Genomic DNA, 17,606 nt, shown 5'->3' with positions numbered 1-17,606 from the left:
CAGATAACTGGCTGCCTAATGAAAATTGGGTGGCTTTTTTGTTTTATTATATATGTATGGTTAGGCCGCGAAATTGGTGTTTCTTTTTGGGTAGGCTTGATGCTGTTGCGGGTAGAGGTTATTCCAATTCGGGTTGTTCTTGCGAATAACTCTTTCTATTTGCATGCGTGTGAAATTTTGCAATTCGTTCATTCTCTTTTTTGCACATGCTAATTTTGAAAAAGCTTCGGAATAGATTATCCTGTTTAAATGGGGACCCTGTTGAAGAATAAAGCTATTGGCTTGTTGGAGTTCCATTACTGTGCTAAACATGTTGGATGTGAAGTCGATTTCAAAGTATCTTCTATTGTTGTCCGTTACTATATATACAATAAAATTGCTCATAATGCTAAATAATTTGGATGTTTAAATTTTATTTACTAATTTTATTGGCACAATATTACTAATAAATTTAGTTTTTGCAAAATATTTTTTGAAAAAATAATATGTCAAATATTTCGTCCAACTTGAAATTCCTTCGAAAAGGAAAGAAAATTACGCAGCAGCAATTTGCTGATATCATGGAGATTAAGCGCGCTTCTGTCGGTGCTTATGAAGAAGATAGAGCGGAGCCTAAATACGAATTGCTAAAGAAAATTGCCGAGTTTTATGGGTTAACCATGGATGAATTGGCGAATGATGTGATTGATGAGAAGTGGAAGCCGGTACCCAAAAGCAATGCGTCTAATCTCAGGGTATTAAGTGTGACTGTTGATGGTGATGACCGCGAAAACATTGAGCTTGTGCCGGTTAAAGCAAGCGCGGGTTACCTGAATGGCTATGGTGATCCGGAGTATGTCGCTGAGCTTCCGAAGTTTTCACTACCCATGTTTGGGCAGGGGACTTTTCGGGCCTTTGAGATCAAAGGAGATTCGATGTTGCCATTGCCCTCAGGATCCATTATTGTGGCGGAATATGTCGAAAATTGGCATGATATAAAACCGGGACATACTTATATCGTTGTATCCCGGGAAGAGGGAGTTGTCTACAAGCGTATTGCCTTTAAATTTAAAGAGGATAAAGGTTTGAAGCTTGTTTCTGATAATAAAACCTACGAACCATACTGGGTTGAGACCCCTGATATTTTAGAGGTGTGGCGGGCGAAAGCTTTTATTAGTACTCAACTGCCGGAGCCAACTCCTGAGCCAACAATGGAAACATTAACCAGTATGATGGCACAGATGCAAAAAACAATTAATGCAGTCGTTGATAATTCGAAATAACAGAAAAAATACTTCCGTTGCTGTTTGGGTATTTGTTTTTTATTTTATAAAATACTATATTTGCATATCTGAAAGGAAGGGGGCTCGTATTGCCCCCTTTTTTTAATACAATTAATTTAGCATTCTAGGCAGTAGAACAATGCAAGATGTAGAAAAAAGAGTCATTGAACTCATAGCGGAAAAAATAGCAGATCGCGAGGATTTGTTTATTGTTAGTGTAAAGATGCGTCCAAATAAGATTTTGGAGATCCTCTTAGATGGGGATAACGGGGTTAGTATTGATGATTGTGCGCAAGTGAGCCGCCATGTCGGTTTTCATTTGGAGGAGGAAAATGTCGTTGATAATGCCTATCGTTTGGAGGTTTCGTCACCGGGTATCGATTCAAATTTCGTCAATAATCGGCAGTATCAGAAAAATATAGGTCGTACTGTACAGGTTAAGTTGGACGATAATACAAAAATTGAGGGAACGTTATTGGCGGCGGATGAGACAAAGATCAGCATTCTTCAAAAAGTAAAAGAAAAAGGTAAAAAAGCGCAAGAGGTGGAAAAAGAACTTCCTTTTGATCAAATAAAAGCAACAAAAGTGGTAATTTCATTTTAAAAATAATGAGTAACAGCAACATCAATCTGATAGACTCTTTTCAGGAGTTTAAAGAGTTTAAGAATATCGATAGACCTACGGTCATTACAGTATTGGAAGAGGTTTTTCGTAGTATGATCCGTCGTCGTTTCGGTACGGATGAAAATGTGGATGTTATCGTGAATCCAGATAACGGGGATTTGGAGATTTGGAGAACGCGTGTCGTTGTTGAAGATGAATTTTCTGAGGATGATGATCTTGAAATCGAGTTGGCGGAAGCGAGAAAACACGATGAGGACCTTGAAGTAGGCGATGATTTTATCGAACAGATCACTTTGGAAAGCTTTGGACGTCGTGCTATTTTGGCTGCTCGTCAAACGCTTGTTTCTAAGGTATTAGAACTTGAGAAAGACGAAGTCTTCAAAAAATATAAAGATAGAGAAGGGGAGTTGGTTATTGGTGAGGTTTATCAGATCTGGAAGAAAGAGATCTTGGTGTTGGATGAAGATGGCAATGAGTTGATTTTACCTAAATCAGAGCAAATCCCTGCTGATTATTTCAAAAAAGGCGATGGTATCCGCGCGGTAGTTCATAAAGTGGATATGATGAACAACAATCCAAAAATCATTATCTCACGTACTGCACCAGCGTTTTTACAACGTTTATTTGAGCTTGAGGTTCCTGAAATCTTTGATGGTCTGATTACGATCAAGAAAATTGTCCGTGAACCAGGGGAGCGTGCTAAAGTGGCGGTTGAGTCTTATGATGACCGTATCGATCCGGTTGGAGCCTGTGTGGGTATGAAAGGATCACGTATTCACGGTATTGTTCGAGAATTGCGTAATGAGAATATTGATGTGATCAATTTCACTACAAACCATTCGTTATATATCGCACGTGCTTTGAGCCCTGCTCGGATCAGTTCAATTAAGATTGACGAAGAAAACAAAACTGCTGCTGTATACTTAAAATCGGATCAGGTTTCGTTGGCAATTGGTCGTGGTGGACATAATATTAAATTGGCTGGTAAATTGACTGGTTATGAGATTGATGTTTATCGTGAGAATGATGAATTTGATGAGGATGTGGATATCGAAGAATTCAGTGATGAAATTGAAAGCTGGGTTATTGATGAATTGAAGCGTGTAGGTTTGGATTCTGCAAAATCTGTTTTATCACTTAGCGAAGAAGAACTTGTTAGACGTACCGATTTGGAAGAAGATACCATTCGTGATATCCTACGTATATTGCAAGCTGAATTTGAATAAAATTCAGCCTGTTAATTTTTTTCTATCTAACATTCGGAATAAATTGTTTATGGATGGAAAAAAACATATTTTTGTAATTATATTAAAATAGTTTATATTATAGATGACTGAAGGAAAAGGAACAAACTTGCTTAAAGCAGCAAAGGAACTCAACATCGGGATACATACTGCCGTGGAATGTTTAGTGAAAAAAGGATATGATGTAGAAGCAAAGCCTAACACTAAATTGAGCGGAGAGATGTATGGTGTGCTGTTAAAAGAGTTTCAGGGAGACAAATCACTGAAAGATGAAGCTAAACAAATTGTTATTGGCAAAATTCGTCGTGAGGAGTCGCCGTCCACTTCTCCTAAAGAATCGTCTAGAAATGAGGATTTTGAAGAACATGAGGAGCCAAAAGAAATCTTGGTTAAGAATACTGTAGAAATCCCATCTGTCAAAGAAGTCACTCCTGCCAAGCCTGAGGAACCTGTTCATCAAGGTGGTATGAAAGTGGTTGGCAAAATTGATCTTGATGCCTTGAATAGAGGTGGTCACAAGGGTAAAAAAGAGGAGCCTTCAAAGGAGGAGCCTAAAGTTACGCATGACGCGCCTGTAGAGACTAAGGCCGTAGAGAAAGTAGTAGAGCAGAAAGAAGCCGAAGTTAAAGCTCCGGTCATCGAAGCGAAAAAAGAAGAAACAAAGGTTATAGAGCAAAAAGCCGAAGTAGTGGCACCTCGGGTGGAAGCTCCCAAACCTGAAGTAGATAAAACTGAAGTAAAAGCAACTCCGGTTGTAGAGACAAAAACCGAACCTGTGAAGGTAGAAGAAAAGAAAAAAGACGAAACAGCACCTAAAGCTGCTGTACCAGTAACTCCAAAAGTGGAGCCTGTGAAAAAAGAAGGCGATGATATTATTTCTGCTCGTGCAGAAAGATTGACAGGTCCTAAAGTAATTGGTAAGATTGAATTACCTTCTGCTAGACCTTCGCACAAACCTGTGGCATCATCTTCAAATGCTGGAAACAATAATGAGAAACGTAAGCGTAAGCGCACGAATCCTAATGGTCCAGTAAATCCGAATGCGGGACAAGGTCAGGGGCATAACAACCAAAACCGTGGTCCTCGTGATGGAAACAATAACCACAACCGTGACCAACAAGGGAACAGAGGTGGCAATCAAGGTAACAACAACAATCCGAACAACCGTCCGGGACAAAACAACCAGCATCCAGGCAGACCGGGGCAGGGTGGAAACAACCAGCATCAAGGTAGACCGGGACAAGGTGGAGCAAGGCCACAACATGGTCGTTTTGACAATAGAGGAAAAGGAAGACCTGTTGAAAATAAAGAGGAACCTTCTGAAAAAGAAATCCAAGATCAAATCAAAGCAACACTTGCTCGTTTAAGTGGAGCAGGTAAATCCGGTAAATTTGCACAACGTGCGAAGTTGAGACGTCAGAAACGTGATGATGTCGCTCAACATGCGGAAGAAGCTGCAATGGAGCAAGAGTTGATGGCGAAGGTATTGCGTGTAACAGAATTTGTTACAGCAAATGAGCTTGCAAATCTGATGGATGTTCAAGTCACACAGATTATCGCAACTTGTATGAGTTTAGGTATGTTTGTGTCTATCAACCAACGTCTAGATGCGGAAACTTTGACTATCGTAGCAGATGAGTTTGGCTATCAAGTTGAATTTATTAAACCTGAAGATGAGGAAACTGCGGAACTGGAAGAAGCAGATAATGAGGCGAATTTGGTGTCTAGAGCTCCAATCGTAACCGTAATGGGACACGTTGACCACGGTAAAACATCTTTGTTGGATTATATACGTAAAGCAAACGTTACTTCTGGTGAAGCCGGTGGTATCACCCAACATATTGGTGCATACGCGGTGAAATTGGATGATGACCGTAAAATTACATTTTTGGATACACCGGGTCACGAAGCCTTTACGGCGATGCGTGCACGTGGTGCCAAAGTAACGGATATCGTTATTATCGTTATTGCAGCGGACGACGCAGTCATGCCACAAACGAAAGAGGCGATCAATCACGCGCAAGCAGCAGGTGTACCAATTGTATTTGCATTTACGAAAGTGGATAAACCGGGTGCAAATCCTGATCGTATCCGTGAGCAGCTTTCTGCAATGAATATCTTGGTTGAAGATTGGGGTGGTAAATTCCAAGCACAAGAGATCTCTGCAAAAACTGGGGAAAATGTTGACCTTCTTTTAGAAAAAGTTCTTTTGGAAGCTGAAATGTTGGATTTGAAAGCTGATCCGAAAAAACGTGCTGTTGGTTCGGTGATTGAGGCAGCGTTGGACAAAGGTCGTGGTATTGTGACTACAGTATTGATCCAAGGAGGTACTCTTCGTGTCGGAGATCCAATTTTGGCAGGTTCGCATTCTGGTAAGGTGAAAGCACTAACCAATGAAAGAGGTGAACGTGTTAAAGAAGCGGGACCTTCTGTACCTGTACAGATTTTGGGTATGGCTGGAGCACCTACAGCTGGGGATAAGCTTTATGTTCTTGAAAGCGAATCTGAAGCTAGAACGGTAGCAAACAAACGTCTTCAGTTACAACGTGAACAAGGTATGCGTGCAACGAAACATATTACCTTGGATGAGATCGGTCGTCGTTTGGCTATCGGTAACTTTAAGGAACTTAATATTATCGTGAAAGGTGATGTGGATGGTTCTATCGAAGCATTATCAGATTCATTGTTGAAATTATCAACAGATGAGATCCAGGTGAATATTATCCATAAATCAGTAGGTGCGATCTCTGAATCAGATGTATTATTGGCATCTGCTTCTGATGCGATCATCATTGGTTTCCAAGTACGTCCAACACAAAATGCGCGTAAATTGGCTGAGAATGAGCAAATCGACGTTCGTCTGTACTCTATCATCTATGATGCTATCGAAGAGATTAAATCTGCGATGGAAGGTATGTTGGCTCCGAAATTTGAAGAGAAAATTGTTGCTGAGGTTGAAATCAGAGAAACATTTAAAATCTCTAAAGTGGGTACCATTGCGGGATGTATGGTTAGAGAAGGTAAAATCAATAGAAATAATGATATCCGCATAATCAGAGAGGGTGTGGTTATCCATACTGGTAGATTGGCTTCCTTGAAACGTTTTAAAGACGACGTGAAAGAGGTTGCACAAGGTTACGAGTGTGGTTTGAATATTGACCGTTTCAACGACATCCAGGTAGGTGATATCGTAGAGGCTTACGAACAAGTAGAAGTAAAACGTAAATTGTAATTTTCGATTTACGACCTAATATAAAAGCGTTGATGAAAATCAACGCTTTTATTTGTTTCTAACGCTCATATAACTCTATCGGAAGTTGATCTGGATCGGCAAAAAAAGTGAACCTTTTTTGTGTTAGTTCGTCGATCCTTATCCCTTCATGTACGATACCTGCCTGTTCTAATTTATGTATTTCCGCATCCAGATTATCGACTTCAAAAGCTAAATGTCTTAAACCAGCAGCTTCAGGAAAACTTGGTCTATTAGGGGGAGATGGAAAGGAAAATAGTTCAATGATGTAGGTTTCGTTGAGTTTTAAATCCAATTTGTATGAATCCCGTTCTAGCCGATAGTGTTCCTGCCAGATTTCAAGGCCGAGGACCTCGGTATAGAATTTTTTTGACCGCTGATAATCGCTACATATGATCGCAATATGGTGTATTTTGTTTAAGCTTAATTTCATTTTGCTCTTTCGTATTGTTTTGGCCAGGGGATATCGACGGATAATTCTTTTGCAAAGTGTAAAGGGAGATGTGGATCATCTAAAAAACTCCGAGCGATCATAATTAAATCTGCCTGATCTTTCTCGATAATATCGGCGGCCTGAGTCGCTGTTTTAATAATGCCGACAGTAGCAGTTTTGCTTCCGGTTTTCTCTTTGATCGCGAGGGCGAATGGAAGTTGATAGGCAGGGCCAATATCAATTTTTTGATGGGAAACTGCTCCACCGCTCGATACATCAATGATATCAACTCCCTGCTCGGTCAGGAGCTGTGATAGCGCTATGGATTGATCCAGATCCCAACCATCCGGGGCCCAATCTGTCGCAGAAATACGTACCCATAAACTTTGCGCCGATATTTCCTGTTTTACCCGTTTGATGATCTCCAGCAGGAAGCGGATTCTATTTTCAAATGGACCGCCGAACTGGTCTGTTCGTAAGTTGCACAAAGGGGAGAGAAACTGATGGATGAGGTAACCATGTGCTGCGTGGAGTTCGATGATTTCGTAACCAGCTTGAATAGCTCTTTTGGTAGCTTGTCCAAACTGTTCGATGATTTCTTCGATCTCATTTGTTTTAAGCTCTTTGGGGACGTAATCTGTCGAATGGAAAGCCTGTGCCGATGGAGCGACAGTCTGCCATCCTAGGGCTTCTGAAGGGGCAAATTGACCACGACCAAGCCAAGGTTTGTTGCTACTGGCTTTGCGGCCTGCATGCGCGAGCTGAATACCGGGGATAGCATCATTTGCTTTGATAAAAGCTGTTATCTCTTTTAGTTTGTCAATATGTTGGTCATCCCATATCCCAAGGTCTCCATAGCTGATTCTACCTTCGGGTGCCACGGCTGTTGCTTCCTGTATGATTGCTGCTGCGCCTCCAATGGCAAATTGACCAAGGTGGACAAGATGCCAGTTGTTTGCAAAGCCATCTTCAGCAGAATATTGGCACATAGGGGAAACGACTAAGCGATTTTTCAGGTTTAAGGAACCGATGTTTATCGATGAAAATAGTTTACTCATAATTTGTTGTTTATATTAGACGGATGTAGTGAGCTCCTGTCTGAGAATGGTGTTGATAGATCACAAATAATTCTATTGCGAGCCTTTAGTGTTGTTAAAGGCTCGCAATAGTGGTTTTTATGGATTTGTAGACCATAGAGAGGCAGATTTTAACATCGCTCTTCTAGGCAATTTTAAATTCGCGATAATTAGTTCCGCGAAATCTTCCGGTTGCAATACTTTTTCGGGGTCGCCGTCCGTCAGACCGAGATCTTTGGACATATCCGATGCAATGGTACTTGGCATTAGGGTACAGACCCGAATGTTATTTTTACGTACTTCACGCATCAATGAATCTGCCAATCCAATAACACCAAATTTTGAAGCGCTATATGCTGAGGTCGTAGCTGCACCATTCAATCCTGCTGTAGAAGAGACCATGACAATATCACCCTGATTTTTTTCGATTAGTTGTGGCAGGACAGCTTTTGTAACAAAATAGGTTCCCAATAGATTAACATTGATAATCTCAGTCCATTCTTGCACGTCCATATCCATTACAGAGGAGAAGGAAGATATGCCGGCATTGTTGATAAGAATATCAAAGTAGCCAAAGGTTTCATTGAGATTATTAATTCCCTGTTGTACTGCCTCGTTATCTGATACATCAAATGCAGCATAAGTAACTTGTGTGCCTAACGTTTTGAGCTCATCGGCAGCCTGCTTCAATGCTGTTTCGTTTCTTCCTGTGATCGCAACGTGTACACCTTCTTTAGCCAATGCAACAGCAATGGCTTTCCCAAGCCCCTTTGCTCCACCTGTCACTAAGGCCCTTTTTCCTGTTATATTTTCCATAGTATAAAAGTAAGCATGATCTCATGGATTACTGTCAAATGAACCTCAAAAGACAGCCTATTTCACTTTTTTAATGATATTTTCTATAATCGGATAGGTATTGGCCCGCACTTCATCAAATTGATCTACAGGACGCCATTCTGCCTTTGTAATGTCTTCAGCTGTTTGTGGTATTAATTTCGGAACTTTATTAACGCCCATTTCATACCAATTGGTTGCCTTTAATACAAATTCTCCATTACGTAGATAGTATGTATGGTAGGATGTGATGATCTTTTTACCTAAATAGTTGATTTTAATACCACATTCTTCTTCTACTTCACGTACAGCGGCTTCTTTCATCTTTTCATTGTCTTCCACTTTGCCTTTCGGAAGATCCCATTTGCCCAAGCGGTAGATAAAAAGGTAATCACCATCACCATTTTTAACCAGTCCACCAGCAGCTTTAATGATTTTTAACTTGCTTTTTAGGTTTTGAAATACGGTTTCGAAATCCCTGTTGACGTAGAGATATGTCTTCGGGACTTTATCAATTTCAGATTGTTTGAAAAGTTTTTGAAGTTCAATGTCTTGAATACTAATTGTTTGCGTGTTTTTAGTTTTCGAAGGAACAAAATCGGCTAAAATTAGCACGGTTTCGTTCATATAAATTTTATAAATTTGCGCCATGAATAATTTAAATGAGGTTGAACAAAAAGTTGCTGAATCCTTATTGCAAATTAAAGCAATAAAATTGCAACCTAAAAGTCCTTTTACTTGGGCGTCGGGTTGGAAGTCTCCAATTTACTGTGATAACCGTATCACTTTATCTCATCCAGCGATACGTACGTATATTCGTCAGAAGCTTTCTAAGCTTATTCAAGAAGAGTTTGGATCTGTAGATATGATTTCTGGAGTAGCTACGGCAGGTATTCCACAAGGCGTGTTGGTAGCACAGGATTTGGGCTTACCATTTTCTTATGTTAGAAGCTCAGCTAAAGATCATGGACGTCAAAACATGATCGAAGGTGAAGTCGTCAGTGGGCAACGTGTAGTTGTGGTTGAAGATCTAATTTCGACAGGAAAAAGCAGCTTGATCGCGGTCAAAGCATTGCGTGAAGCGGGTTGTAATGTTGTTGGATTGGTTTCCATATTTACGTACGGATTACAACAAGCGACTGATAATTTTGCTGATGCAAAATGTCCTTATTTCAGCTTGTGTAACTACGATGCACTGATTCAAGTCGCAGCTGAAAATGGCTATGTCTTGGATGAGGATGTTGAAATTTTGAAAAAATGGAGATTGAACCCTGAAGGATGGGGTGAAAATTTTCAATAAAGATGAATAATTTACCGTTATGACTACTATTCAGAACACAACAGAAATCAACAGAAATGTCAGCGAGGTATTTGCTTTTTTAACTGATCTCAATAATCATGAGCAGTTAATGCCTGAAAATATCTATAATTGGTCTTCAACGTCGGATGAAGCGCGATTTACCATTCAAAATATGGCAAAATTAGCGCTAAGAGTGGAGGAGCGTGTAGAAAACCAATTGATCAAACTCATTCCTTCTGAAAAAGCGCCTTTCGAGGTTACATTGCGTTGGGAACTGCAAGCAGTATCAGAAATTGTGACCAAAGCTACGTTTATAATTGATGCAGATCTGAATATGATGATGAAAATGATCGCATCAGGGCCACTTCAGAAACTGATTGACTTTCAGGTGAACAAACTTAAAACTGTATTGGGATAGTAGGTCTTATTACGGAATATAACATAAAAAAAGCTCGATCTAAGATCGAGCTTTTTTTATGTTATTATGCAAGTCGCTCATTTACTTTTTTCCAATTGACGACATTCCACCAATTTTTAATATAGTCTGCTCTCTTGTTTTGATAATGCAAGTAATAAGCATGTTCCCAAACGTCGAGTCCCAAAACTGGGATGCCTTTTACTTCAGCAACATCCATTAACGGATTATCCTGATTTGGGGTAGAAGTTATTTTCAGGTTCCCCGAATCATCAAGAATCAACCAGGCCCAGCCTGAACCGAAGCGGCTTGTCGCTGCGGCGGCGAATTGCTCCTTAAATTTGTCTAATGAACCAAAGGATTTATTGATCATCGTTAACAATTTTTCTGATGGTTGACTAGCTTTGTCGGACAGGCTTTCCCAAAAGAAATTGTGATTCCATGCACCGCCAGCGTTATTTCTGGCTTTCGGGGAATATTTGGATATATTAGCTAAAAGCTGTTCCTCTGAAGTTTCTTTGATCGCCTCAGCAACAATAGCTTCGTTGACTGCATTGATATAGGCCATATGATGCTTTGTATAATGGATTTCCATCGTCAAGGCGTCAATATTGGGCTCCAATGCGGCATAACTGAAAGGTAACTTTACTTGGGAAAACTTTAAGGTAGCGGCATTTAATTCAGTTGCTTTCGCGGAAGCAATATCTTGTAATATTGATCCAGATACAGCAATACCCAATGTGGCTTTTGCTGCATTTTGAAGGAAGTTTCTGCGTGTTTGCATATAATCTTATTATAATAAGTTTCTATATAAATATAACGTGAAATTCTACAAATATTGTACAAGAATTGTCTGCCAATTGTAATACAACAAAATTGTTATAAAAGGTATCTGAAAAAGCCTATTTCCGTTCTGGTTTTTACATTTGTGTAAGCCAAAATTCGACAGTATATTTGAACTATGTACGCATTACGAATAGCAAAGATAATTCCCCAACCCAATAATAATATTACTTTTCAGTTGGAATCTCTTGCCGGCGACTATCCTAGATACAAAGCAGGGCAATTTATTACACTTTCATTTATGTTTGGTGATCGGGAGGTTCGTCGTTCCTATTCTTTTAATAGTTCGCCGGATTATGATGAGCCATTAAGTATTACGGTAAAACGTGTGGAAAATGGAGAGATCTCAAGATTGCTTCATCATACTATTGCTGAAGGGGATATCGTTCAAGCCATGGAACCACAGGGATTATTTACATATGAGCCTGATGCGTATAAAGTAAGAACCTTGTTTTTATTTGCAGCAGGTATTGGTATAACGCCCTTATATTCCATTCTTAAAACGGCGCTGCTTGTTGAAGATAAGTCTAAGGTGGTACTGGTGTATAGCAACAGTGCCTCTGATCAAACGCCATTCCGTGAGGAGCTGGAGGAATGGGCTATGAAATTCCCCGATCGTTTAACGATTGTCTGGATTTATTCCAATAGTAAATATCTGATGAAAGCCCGACTGAATCGGGATTATATTCTTTCCATTGTCAAGGATCATCTTGTTGGGGAAAAAGAGGAAGCACTATTTTATACCTGCGGACCGGTGATTTATATGGATTTATGTCGTTTTACACTTTTGGGTATGGGCTTCGATGCCAATCAGATTAAGAGAGAAACATTTTTATTGCCCGAAAATGAAGAGGATGATGACGATGAATCTGAAAAGGAAATTGATACGACATCCTATCGAATCAAATTACATTTTCAAGGCGAAAGCTATGATCTTGAGGTCCCGTATAATAAATCTATTCTGGATGTAGGACTGGAGCATAAAATCAAGCTACCCTATTCTTGTAAATCTGGCATGTGCAGTACATGTATCTCACAATGTTCCAAGGGGAAAGTCCGAATGGATTATAACGAAGTGTTAACCGATCGGGAAATGGAAAATGGGCGTATCTTGTTGTGCACGGGGCATCCTACTGTTGAAGGAACAGAAATTGAGGTACTTTAAAAAACAGGTTGTATTTATCTCGTTTGTTTGATTAATTGCGGGTATTCCCGAATAATATTTTAATATATTATTTATTATTATCTATTTGTTCTGCTATGTGCTGCAATTAAAATTGCATTTAAAAGCAAATTTAGCTAAGTTTGGGTATAACCGTTTTTTATATCCAACTATTATGGGAAAATTACTCTGGGGCCCGATAGGAGAACAAAAATCTCAATCTGAGATCAATAAATTCAAACAGTATATCGAACAACGATATCAATTATCCTTCGCGTCTTATCATGATCTACGGACATGGTCAACGTCAACTATCACTGATTTTTGGCAGGATGTCGCAACTTACTTTACTATAAAATTTCATTTTGGTTTTAGCAGTGTATTCGCTTATCCAGTGGACAGCAACAGCTTGTTTGGATCGACCTGGTTTAGGGAGGCGACATTAAATTATGCTGAACATATATTTCGCTGTGACACGGGTACAGATACCAACGTATTTGCACATTCCAATGGGTTCCTTCAGCGTTAATTTCACAACCATTAGTTACATACATACGAAGGTAGAAATGGTGAGCAAAAAGGATGCGGCCAATGTTAATCAGTTGATTTAGGAAAACCTATTAATGATAAAATCAAACATCAGTTTGAAATACTTTTAATCCAATAACGCTAATAATGATAGATAAAACAGTAAAAAATGTACAAGAAGCCTGCAATGGCATCGAAGACGGAATGACCATAATGTTAGGTGGCTTCGGGCTTTGCGGCATTCCCGAAAATTCTATTGCCGAGCTGGTAAAAAAAGAAGTGAAAGATTTAACCTGTATTTCTAATAATGCGGGTGTTGATGATTTTGGTTTAGGCTTACTTTTACAAAAAAAGCAAATCAAAAAAATGATTTCATCTTACGTTGGCGAAAATGCCGAATTCGAAAGGCAGCTTCTAAGCGGCGAATTGGAAGTAGAACTAATCCCGCAAGGCACTTTGGCGACACGTTGTATGGCTGCAGGATACGGAATGCCAGCCATTTATACACCGGCAGGCGTTGGGACCGAAGTAGGTGAGGGCAAAGAAGTGAGAAACTTTAAAGGCAAAGATTATCTTTTGGAATATGCTTTCGATGCCGATTTTGCTATTGTTAAAGCATGGAAAGGCGACAAAGCAGGCAATCTTATCTATCGTTCTACCGCTAGAAACTTTAATCCTGTAATGGCTATGGCTGGTAAAATAACCATTGCCGAAGTTGAAGAACTGGTAGAGGTTGGTGAGCTAAATCCAGATGAAATTCATACTCCAGGAATTTATGTTCACAGAATTTTCCAGGGAGAACATTACGAAAAGAGAATCGAGCAAAGAACCGTAAGACCTAAAAACTAAATTATGGCATTATCTAAAGAACAAATTGCAAAACGTATTGCAAAAGAAATTAAAAATAATAGTTATGTTAACCTAGGTATCGGAATTCCAACTTTGGTGGCCAATTACATTCCAGAAGGGGTTAATGTGGTTTTGCAATCCGAGAACGGGCTTCTGGGGATGGGACCTTTTCCTATCGAAGGCAGCGAAGATCCAGATTTGATTAATGCGGGTAAGCAAACCATTACCACATTGCCGGGGTCTGCAACTTTCGATTCAGCGCTAAGTTTTGGGATGATTAGAGCCCAAAAAGTAGATTTAACCATTTTAGGTGCCATGGAAGTTTCCGAAAGTGGCGATATTGCTAATTGGAAAATCCCTGGAAAAATGGTAAAAGGAATGGGCGGCGCCATGGACCTTGTCGCCTCGGCCAAAAATATTATCGTTGCCATGCAACAAGTTAATAAAAGTGGTGAAAGTAAACTCCTCGCAGAATGCACACTTCCATTAACAGGTGTAAAGTGCATAAAAAAAATTGTCACTGAATTAGGCGTTTACGAAATTCTACCAGAGGGAGGTTTCCAGCTTTTAGAAAGAGCTCCAGGTGTAAGTGTTGAGGAAATAAGAACTGCAACCGCTGGAAAATTAATTGCCGATGAAAATATACCCGAAATGGTTTTTTAAGTAAGAAAAGTTACAAATAAATGGATTTGTAGCGTAGCAACCAAAGTGGGGGCTGACTGAATTTGAAATCATCAGTAAAATATGGCCAAGGTATAAACAATAAAAGGTTCGTGGAACCCTTTAAATAAAGCGCCCCTGTATCATGCGATACAGGAGCGCTTTTTTATTACTGAGGCAGTTATTGTCGTGTGGACGTTTTTCGTATTATATTTATACCTGAATTACCCCAACATTGTATCGTTCGACAATGGGCTTTTCATTAGCGGCTTCAATTCCCATGCTGATGACTTTTCTGGTTTCATCAGGGGCAATAATTCCATCTACCCAAAGTCGGGCAGCGGCATAATAGGGACTTAGCTGCTCATTATATCGGTCTTCAATGGATTTCAATAGTATATTCTTTTCTTCTTCATTGATTTCCTTTCCTTTGGCTTTTAGTGCTGATTCCTGGATCTGAAATAGCGTTTTACCAGCTGCGGCGCCGCTCATGACGGCCATCTGGGCGCTTGGCCAAGCATAGATCAACCGAGGATCATAGGCCTTACCGCACATCGCATAATTTCCCGCTCCGTAGCTATTTCCTACGATGAATGTAAATTTGGGTACGACGGAATTTGCCATTGCATTGACCATTTTGGCGCCATCTTTAATAATTCCACCTTGTTCGGATCGGCTGCCGACCATAAATCCAGTGACATCCTGAAAGAAGACAAGCGGAATGTTTTGTTGGTTGCAGTTCATGATAAAGCGTGCAGCTTTGTCTGCAGAGTCACTATAGATAACGCCACCCATTTGCATTTCCATTGCATTACCAGGTTTCTTTGCTTTAATGATTTCCCGTTGATTGGCGACGATACCCACAGCCCATCCATCTACACGTGCAAGCGCGCATACAATGGTTTTGCCGTAATCGGGTTTATACTCCTCCAGTGTTTCTGCGTCAACAATCGCTTCGAGGATGTCTTGCATGCGGTAAGGTTTGGTTCGATCTTCCGGAAGGATTTCTGCAATTTTTTCGGGGTCTGTTTTTGGAGGCAGGCTTTCTTTGCGATTGAAATTTGCTTTTGCATTCCCACCGATTTTGTCAATTACGTTTTTAATTGCTGTGAGGCAACTTTGGTCGTCGGGGAATTTGTTGTCTGTGACACCTGATATTTCAGAATGTGTGGAAGCGCCACCGAGTGTTTCGGCATCCACAGTTTCCCCAATAGCTGATTTAACCAAATAAGGGCCAGCTAGGAATACAGATCCTGTACCTTCGACAATGAAAGCATAGTCCGACATGATGGGTAAGTAGGCTCCGCCTGCGACACAGCTGCCCATAATCGCGGCAATCTGCGGAATGCCCATGGAGGACATGCGGGCATTATTACGGAATATCCGTCCAAAGTGTTCTTTGTCGGGGAAGATTTCATCTTGCATCGGTAAAAAAACACCGGCGGAATCCACCAGATATATTATTGGAAGATTGTTTTCCATCGCGATCTCCTGTGCACGAAGATTTTTCTTTGCCGAGATCGGAAACCAGGCTCCAGCTTTTACTGTGGCATCATTGGAAACGATAACACAAAGTTTGGATTTAACATAACCCAATACCGCTGCACAACCGGCATTGGTACAGCCTCCATGTTCTGTATACATGCCCTCTCCAGCAAACATACCTATTTCGAGGTACTCCCGGTCTGGATCCAGTAAGTATGCTATTCTTTCCCATGCCGACAGCTTACCTTTCTCTTTCAATTTTTTGATTTTATCGATGCCACCACCGAGTTTTAAATTTTCTCTTTTTTGGCGAAGTAATGCGAGCAGCTCCTTCATAGTTTATAATTCTGGTTTAAAAAGCGATATGATTAAGAATTTCTTATTTTTAGATAAATTTAAAATAAAATTTTAAAATATTTGCAATTTTATTCCTAAATATTTTGATATATTTGAATTGTATTACCGATTGTAAATTTAATATTCATGCTTATGTTTATTGAAAATAAACAACAAATGGATATGATCAGACAGAGTGCACGAGATTTTGCACAGTATCATATCAAACCTTATGTGATGGAATGGGATGAAGCCCAAATATTTCCAATAGAAGTTTTTAAAAAATTAGGTGAACACGGTTTCATGGGCGTTATCGTTCCCGAGGAATACGGAGGTTCGGGCCTAGGTTATCAGGAGTATATCACCGTACTGGATGAAATCTCCAAAGTTTGTGGATCGATCGGACTTTCGGTGGCGGCACATAACTCATTATGTACCAATCATATTTTGAGTTTTGCTAATGAAGAACAGAAGAAACGCTATCTTCCGAAATTAGCTACTGCGGAATGGATTGGTGCTTGGGGCCTCACAGAGACTGGTTCAGGCTCGGATGCCGGTGGTATGACCACCTTTGCCGAAAGGGATGGAGATTATTATGTGCTGAATGGTTCGAAGAATTTTATTACACATGCCATTAGTTCGAGTGTCGCTGTTGTGATCGCCCGGACGGGGCAAAAGGGTGATAAAAAAGGAATGTCCGCCTTTATTGTCGAAAAGGATACGCCAGGGTTTACTGCAGGAAAAAAAGAAAATAAATTAGGCATGCGTGCTTCGGAGACTGCATGCTTATTTTTTGATAACTGTAGGATTCATCGTGACCAGCTCATCGGTGAGGAAGGTCAAGGATTTGTGCAGGCTCTAAAGCTTTTGGATGGCGGAAGAATCTCCATTGCAGCCCTTTCTTTGGGTATTGCACGTGGTGCTTATGAATGTGCGTTAAAATATGCACATGAAAGAGAGCAGTTTGGGAAGAAGATTTATGATTTTCAGGCGGTTTCGTTTGCCTTGGCAGATATGGCTACCCAAGTAGAGGCGAGTGAGCTATTGACCCGTCAGGCGGGGTATCTCAAAGATCATGGGGAACGCGTATCCAAAATTGGCGCAATGGCCAAACTGTATGCTTCTGAGGCGGCAGTAAGTGTTTCAAATGAATCTGTACAGATTTTTGGTGGATATGGTTTTACAAAAGATTATCCTGCTGAAAAGTTCTTTCGTGATGCCAAACTATGTACAATAGGCGAGGGAACATCCAGTATTCAGAAGATGGTGATTGCGCGCGAAATTGAAAAAGATATTTTATAGTA

At 40.2% G+C, this 17,606-nt stretch carries 18 protein-coding genes; 11 read left to right on the top strand and 7 right to left on the bottom strand.

From position 1 onward, the window contains the following. Positions 1 to 60: 60 nt before the first annotated feature. On the bottom strand, positions 61 to 384 hold the full coding sequence (locus tag ABFX33_RS04685) for a GIY-YIG nuclease family protein (RefSeq protein WP_257089170.1): 324 nt from the start codon (positions 382 to 384) through the stop codon (positions 61 to 63). Positions 385 to 485: 101 nt separating this feature from the next. Between ABFX33_RS04685 and ABFX33_RS04680 the strand changes: the two genes are divergently transcribed. The 4 genes from ABFX33_RS04680 to infB all read left to right on the top strand — a co-directional run bounded on the left by ABFX33_RS04680 (position 486) and on the right by infB (position 6,363). Next, the gene (locus ABFX33_RS04680) at positions 486 to 1,262 is read left to right on the top strand and encodes an XRE family transcriptional regulator (protein WP_346084553.1); all 777 of its coding nucleotides are present in this window, start codon (positions 486 to 488) and stop codon (positions 1,260 to 1,262) included. 139 nt (positions 1,263 to 1,401) lie between these two features. Then, a complete protein-coding gene (gene rimP, locus ABFX33_RS04675; RefSeq protein ID WP_346084551.1) occupies positions 1,402 to 1,866 on the top strand; it encodes a ribosome assembly cofactor RimP in 465 nt (154 codons plus the stop codon). Between the two features lie 5 nt (positions 1,867 to 1,871). Continuing rightward, complete coding sequence (gene nusA / locus ABFX33_RS04670; RefSeq protein ID WP_120258421.1) at positions 1,872 to 3,113, top strand: transcription termination factor NusA; 1,242 nt, start codon at positions 1,872 to 1,874, stop codon at positions 3,111 to 3,113. Between the two features lie 103 nt (positions 3,114 to 3,216). Then, positions 3,217 to 6,363: a translation initiation factor IF-2 gene (gene infB / locus ABFX33_RS04665; protein WP_346084549.1), complete on the top strand. Its 3,147-nt coding sequence runs from the start codon at positions 3,217 to 3,219 to the stop codon at positions 6,361 to 6,363. Between the two features lie 58 nt (positions 6,364 to 6,421). On the opposite strand, the gene gloA2 is transcribed toward infB, so the two are convergent. The 4 genes from gloA2 to ABFX33_RS04645 all read right to left on the bottom strand — a co-directional run bounded on the left by gloA2 (position 6,422) and on the right by ABFX33_RS04645 (position 9,351). Continuing rightward, positions 6,422 to 6,814, bottom strand: coding sequence for an SMU1112c/YaeR family gloxylase I-like metalloprotein (gloA2, locus tag ABFX33_RS04660; RefSeq protein WP_346084547.1), 393 nt, complete (start codon positions 6,812 to 6,814; stop codon positions 6,422 to 6,424). Continuing rightward, entirely contained in the window at positions 6,811 to 7,872 is a 1,062-nt protein-coding gene (locus tag ABFX33_RS04655) for an NADH:flavin oxidoreductase/NADH oxidase (protein WP_346084545.1), read from the bottom strand. Before ABFX33_RS04655 ends, gloA2 begins: the two co-directional genes overlap by 4 nt. A gap of 117 nt (positions 7,873 to 7,989) precedes the next feature. Beyond that, complete coding sequence (locus ABFX33_RS04650) at positions 7,990 to 8,706, bottom strand: 3-ketoacyl-ACP reductase (RefSeq protein ID WP_346084543.1); 717 nt, start codon at positions 8,704 to 8,706, stop codon at positions 7,990 to 7,992. A 57-nt stretch (positions 8,707 to 8,763) separates the two neighbouring features. Further along, a complete protein-coding gene (locus ABFX33_RS04645) occupies positions 8,764 to 9,351 on the bottom strand; it encodes an NUDIX domain-containing protein (protein WP_346084541.1) in 588 nt (195 codons plus the stop codon). Positions 9,352 to 9,373: 22 nt separating this feature from the next. Here ABFX33_RS04645 and pyrE point away from each other — a divergent pair, with 22 nt between their 5' ends. Next, positions 9,374 to 10,024 carry an orotate phosphoribosyltransferase gene (pyrE, locus tag ABFX33_RS04640; RefSeq protein WP_120258415.1) on the top strand — a complete coding sequence of 217 codons (651 nt, stop codon included), beginning with the start codon at positions 9,374 to 9,376 and terminating at the stop codon, positions 10,022 to 10,024. 19 nt (positions 10,025 to 10,043) lie between these two features. After that, complete coding sequence (locus ABFX33_RS04635) at positions 10,044 to 10,442, top strand: SRPBCC family protein (protein WP_257089187.1); 399 nt, start codon at positions 10,044 to 10,046, stop codon at positions 10,440 to 10,442. Positions 10,443 to 10,506: 64 nt separating this feature from the next. Here ABFX33_RS04635 and ABFX33_RS04630 read toward each other — a convergent pair whose 3' ends face one another. Further along, positions 10,507 to 11,223, bottom strand: a complete 717-nt coding sequence (locus tag ABFX33_RS04630) for a superoxide dismutase (RefSeq protein WP_120258413.1) — start codon at positions 11,221 to 11,223, stop codon at positions 10,507 to 10,509. Between the two features lie 177 nt (positions 11,224 to 11,400). On the opposite strand from ABFX33_RS04630, the gene ABFX33_RS04625 reads away from it, so the two are divergent. From ABFX33_RS04625 to ABFX33_RS04610, 4 genes are all read left to right on the top strand, one after another. Beyond that, positions 11,401 to 12,447: a ferredoxin--NADP reductase gene (locus tag ABFX33_RS04625; RefSeq protein WP_257089189.1), complete on the top strand. Its 1,047-nt coding sequence runs from the start codon at positions 11,401 to 11,403 to the stop codon at positions 12,445 to 12,447. A 172-nt stretch (positions 12,448 to 12,619) separates the two neighbouring features. Then, positions 12,620 to 12,973, top strand: a complete 354-nt coding sequence (locus ABFX33_RS04620; protein ID WP_257089191.1) for a hypothetical protein — start codon at positions 12,620 to 12,622, stop codon at positions 12,971 to 12,973. Positions 12,974 to 13,119: 146 nt separating this feature from the next. After that, positions 13,120 to 13,821 (top strand): CoA transferase subunit A, encoded by a 702-nt coding sequence (locus ABFX33_RS04615; protein ID WP_346084538.1) that lies wholly within the window; start codon positions 13,120 to 13,122, stop codon positions 13,819 to 13,821. Positions 13,822 to 13,824: 3 nt separating this feature from the next. Next, positions 13,825 to 14,484: a 3-oxoacid CoA-transferase subunit B gene (locus ABFX33_RS04610; protein ID WP_346084536.1), complete on the top strand. Its 660-nt coding sequence runs from the start codon at positions 13,825 to 13,827 to the stop codon at positions 14,482 to 14,484. Positions 14,485 to 14,694: 210 nt separating this feature from the next. On the opposite strand, the gene ABFX33_RS04605 is transcribed toward ABFX33_RS04610, so the two are convergent. Then, positions 14,695 to 16,302: an acyl-CoA carboxylase subunit beta gene (locus ABFX33_RS04605; RefSeq protein ID WP_346084534.1), complete on the bottom strand. Its 1,608-nt coding sequence runs from the start codon at positions 16,300 to 16,302 to the stop codon at positions 14,695 to 14,697. Between the two features lie 153 nt (positions 16,303 to 16,455). Here ABFX33_RS04605 and ABFX33_RS04600 point away from each other — a divergent pair, with 153 nt between their 5' ends. After that, positions 16,456 to 17,604: an acyl-CoA dehydrogenase family protein gene (locus tag ABFX33_RS04600; protein WP_120258408.1), complete on the top strand. Its 1,149-nt coding sequence runs from the start codon at positions 16,456 to 16,458 to the stop codon at positions 17,602 to 17,604. The last annotated feature ends 2 nt before the right edge of the window (positions 17,605 to 17,606 follow it).

Origin of the sequence: Sphingobacterium ginsenosidimutans (assembly GCF_039536865.1) — a bacterium.
GTDB classification, from domain to species: Bacteria; Bacteroidota; Bacteroidia; order Sphingobacteriales; family Sphingobacteriaceae; genus Sphingobacterium; species Sphingobacterium detergens.
The sequence above is the reverse complement of the archived record's forward strand: the minus strand, read 5'-3'. Positions and strand labels throughout refer to the sequence as shown.

Excerpts from the sequence above, each read along its gene's own strand:
- pyrE (WP_120258415.1), top strand. The coding sequence starts at position 9,374 with ATGAATAATTTAAATGAGGTTGAACAAAAAGTTGCTGAATCCTTATTG.
- infB (WP_346084549.1), top strand. The coding sequence starts at position 3,217 with ATGACTGAAGGAAAAGGAACAAACTTGCTTAAAGCAGCAAAGGAACTC.
- ABFX33_RS04635 (WP_257089187.1), top strand. The coding sequence starts at position 10,044 with ATGACTACTATTCAGAACACAACAGAAATCAACAGAAATGTCAGCGAG.
- ABFX33_RS04685 (WP_257089170.1), bottom strand. The coding sequence starts at position 384 with ATGAGCAATTTTATTGTATATATAGTAACGGACAACAATAGAAGATAC.
- ABFX33_RS04655 (WP_346084545.1), bottom strand. The coding sequence starts at position 7,872 with ATGAGTAAACTATTTTCATCGATAAACATCGGTTCCTTAAACCTGAAA.
- ABFX33_RS04600 (WP_120258408.1), top strand. The coding sequence starts at position 16,456 with ATGTTTATTGAAAATAAACAACAAATGGATATGATCAGACAGAGTGCA.
- ABFX33_RS04610 (WP_346084536.1), top strand. The coding sequence starts at position 13,825 with ATGGCATTATCTAAAGAACAAATTGCAAAACGTATTGCAAAAGAAATT.
- gloA2 (WP_346084547.1), bottom strand. The coding sequence starts at position 6,814 with ATGAAATTAAGCTTAAACAAAATACACCATATTGCGATCATATGTAGC.
- ABFX33_RS04650 (WP_346084543.1), bottom strand. The coding sequence starts at position 8,706 with ATGGAAAATATAACAGGAAAAAGGGCCTTAGTGACAGGTGGAGCAAAG.
- ABFX33_RS04625 (WP_257089189.1), top strand. The coding sequence starts at position 11,401 with ATGTACGCATTACGAATAGCAAAGATAATTCCCCAACCCAATAATAAT.
- ABFX33_RS04630 (WP_120258413.1), bottom strand. The coding sequence starts at position 11,223 with ATGCAAACACGCAGAAACTTCCTTCAAAATGCAGCAAAAGCCACATTG.
- nusA (WP_120258421.1), top strand. The coding sequence starts at position 1,872 with ATGAGTAACAGCAACATCAATCTGATAGACTCTTTTCAGGAGTTTAAA.
- ABFX33_RS04645 (WP_346084541.1), bottom strand. The coding sequence starts at position 9,351 with ATGAACGAAACCGTGCTAATTTTAGCCGATTTTGTTCCTTCGAAAACT.
- ABFX33_RS04605 (WP_346084534.1), bottom strand. The coding sequence starts at position 16,302 with ATGAAGGAGCTGCTCGCATTACTTCGCCAAAAAAGAGAAAATTTAAAA.
- ABFX33_RS04680 (WP_346084553.1), top strand. The coding sequence starts at position 486 with ATGTCAAATATTTCGTCCAACTTGAAATTCCTTCGAAAAGGAAAGAAA.
- rimP (WP_346084551.1), top strand. The coding sequence starts at position 1,402 with ATGCAAGATGTAGAAAAAAGAGTCATTGAACTCATAGCGGAAAAAATA.
- ABFX33_RS04615 (WP_346084538.1), top strand. The coding sequence starts at position 13,120 with ATGATAGATAAAACAGTAAAAAATGTACAAGAAGCCTGCAATGGCATC.
- ABFX33_RS04620 (WP_257089191.1), top strand. The coding sequence starts at position 12,620 with ATGGGAAAATTACTCTGGGGCCCGATAGGAGAACAAAAATCTCAATCT.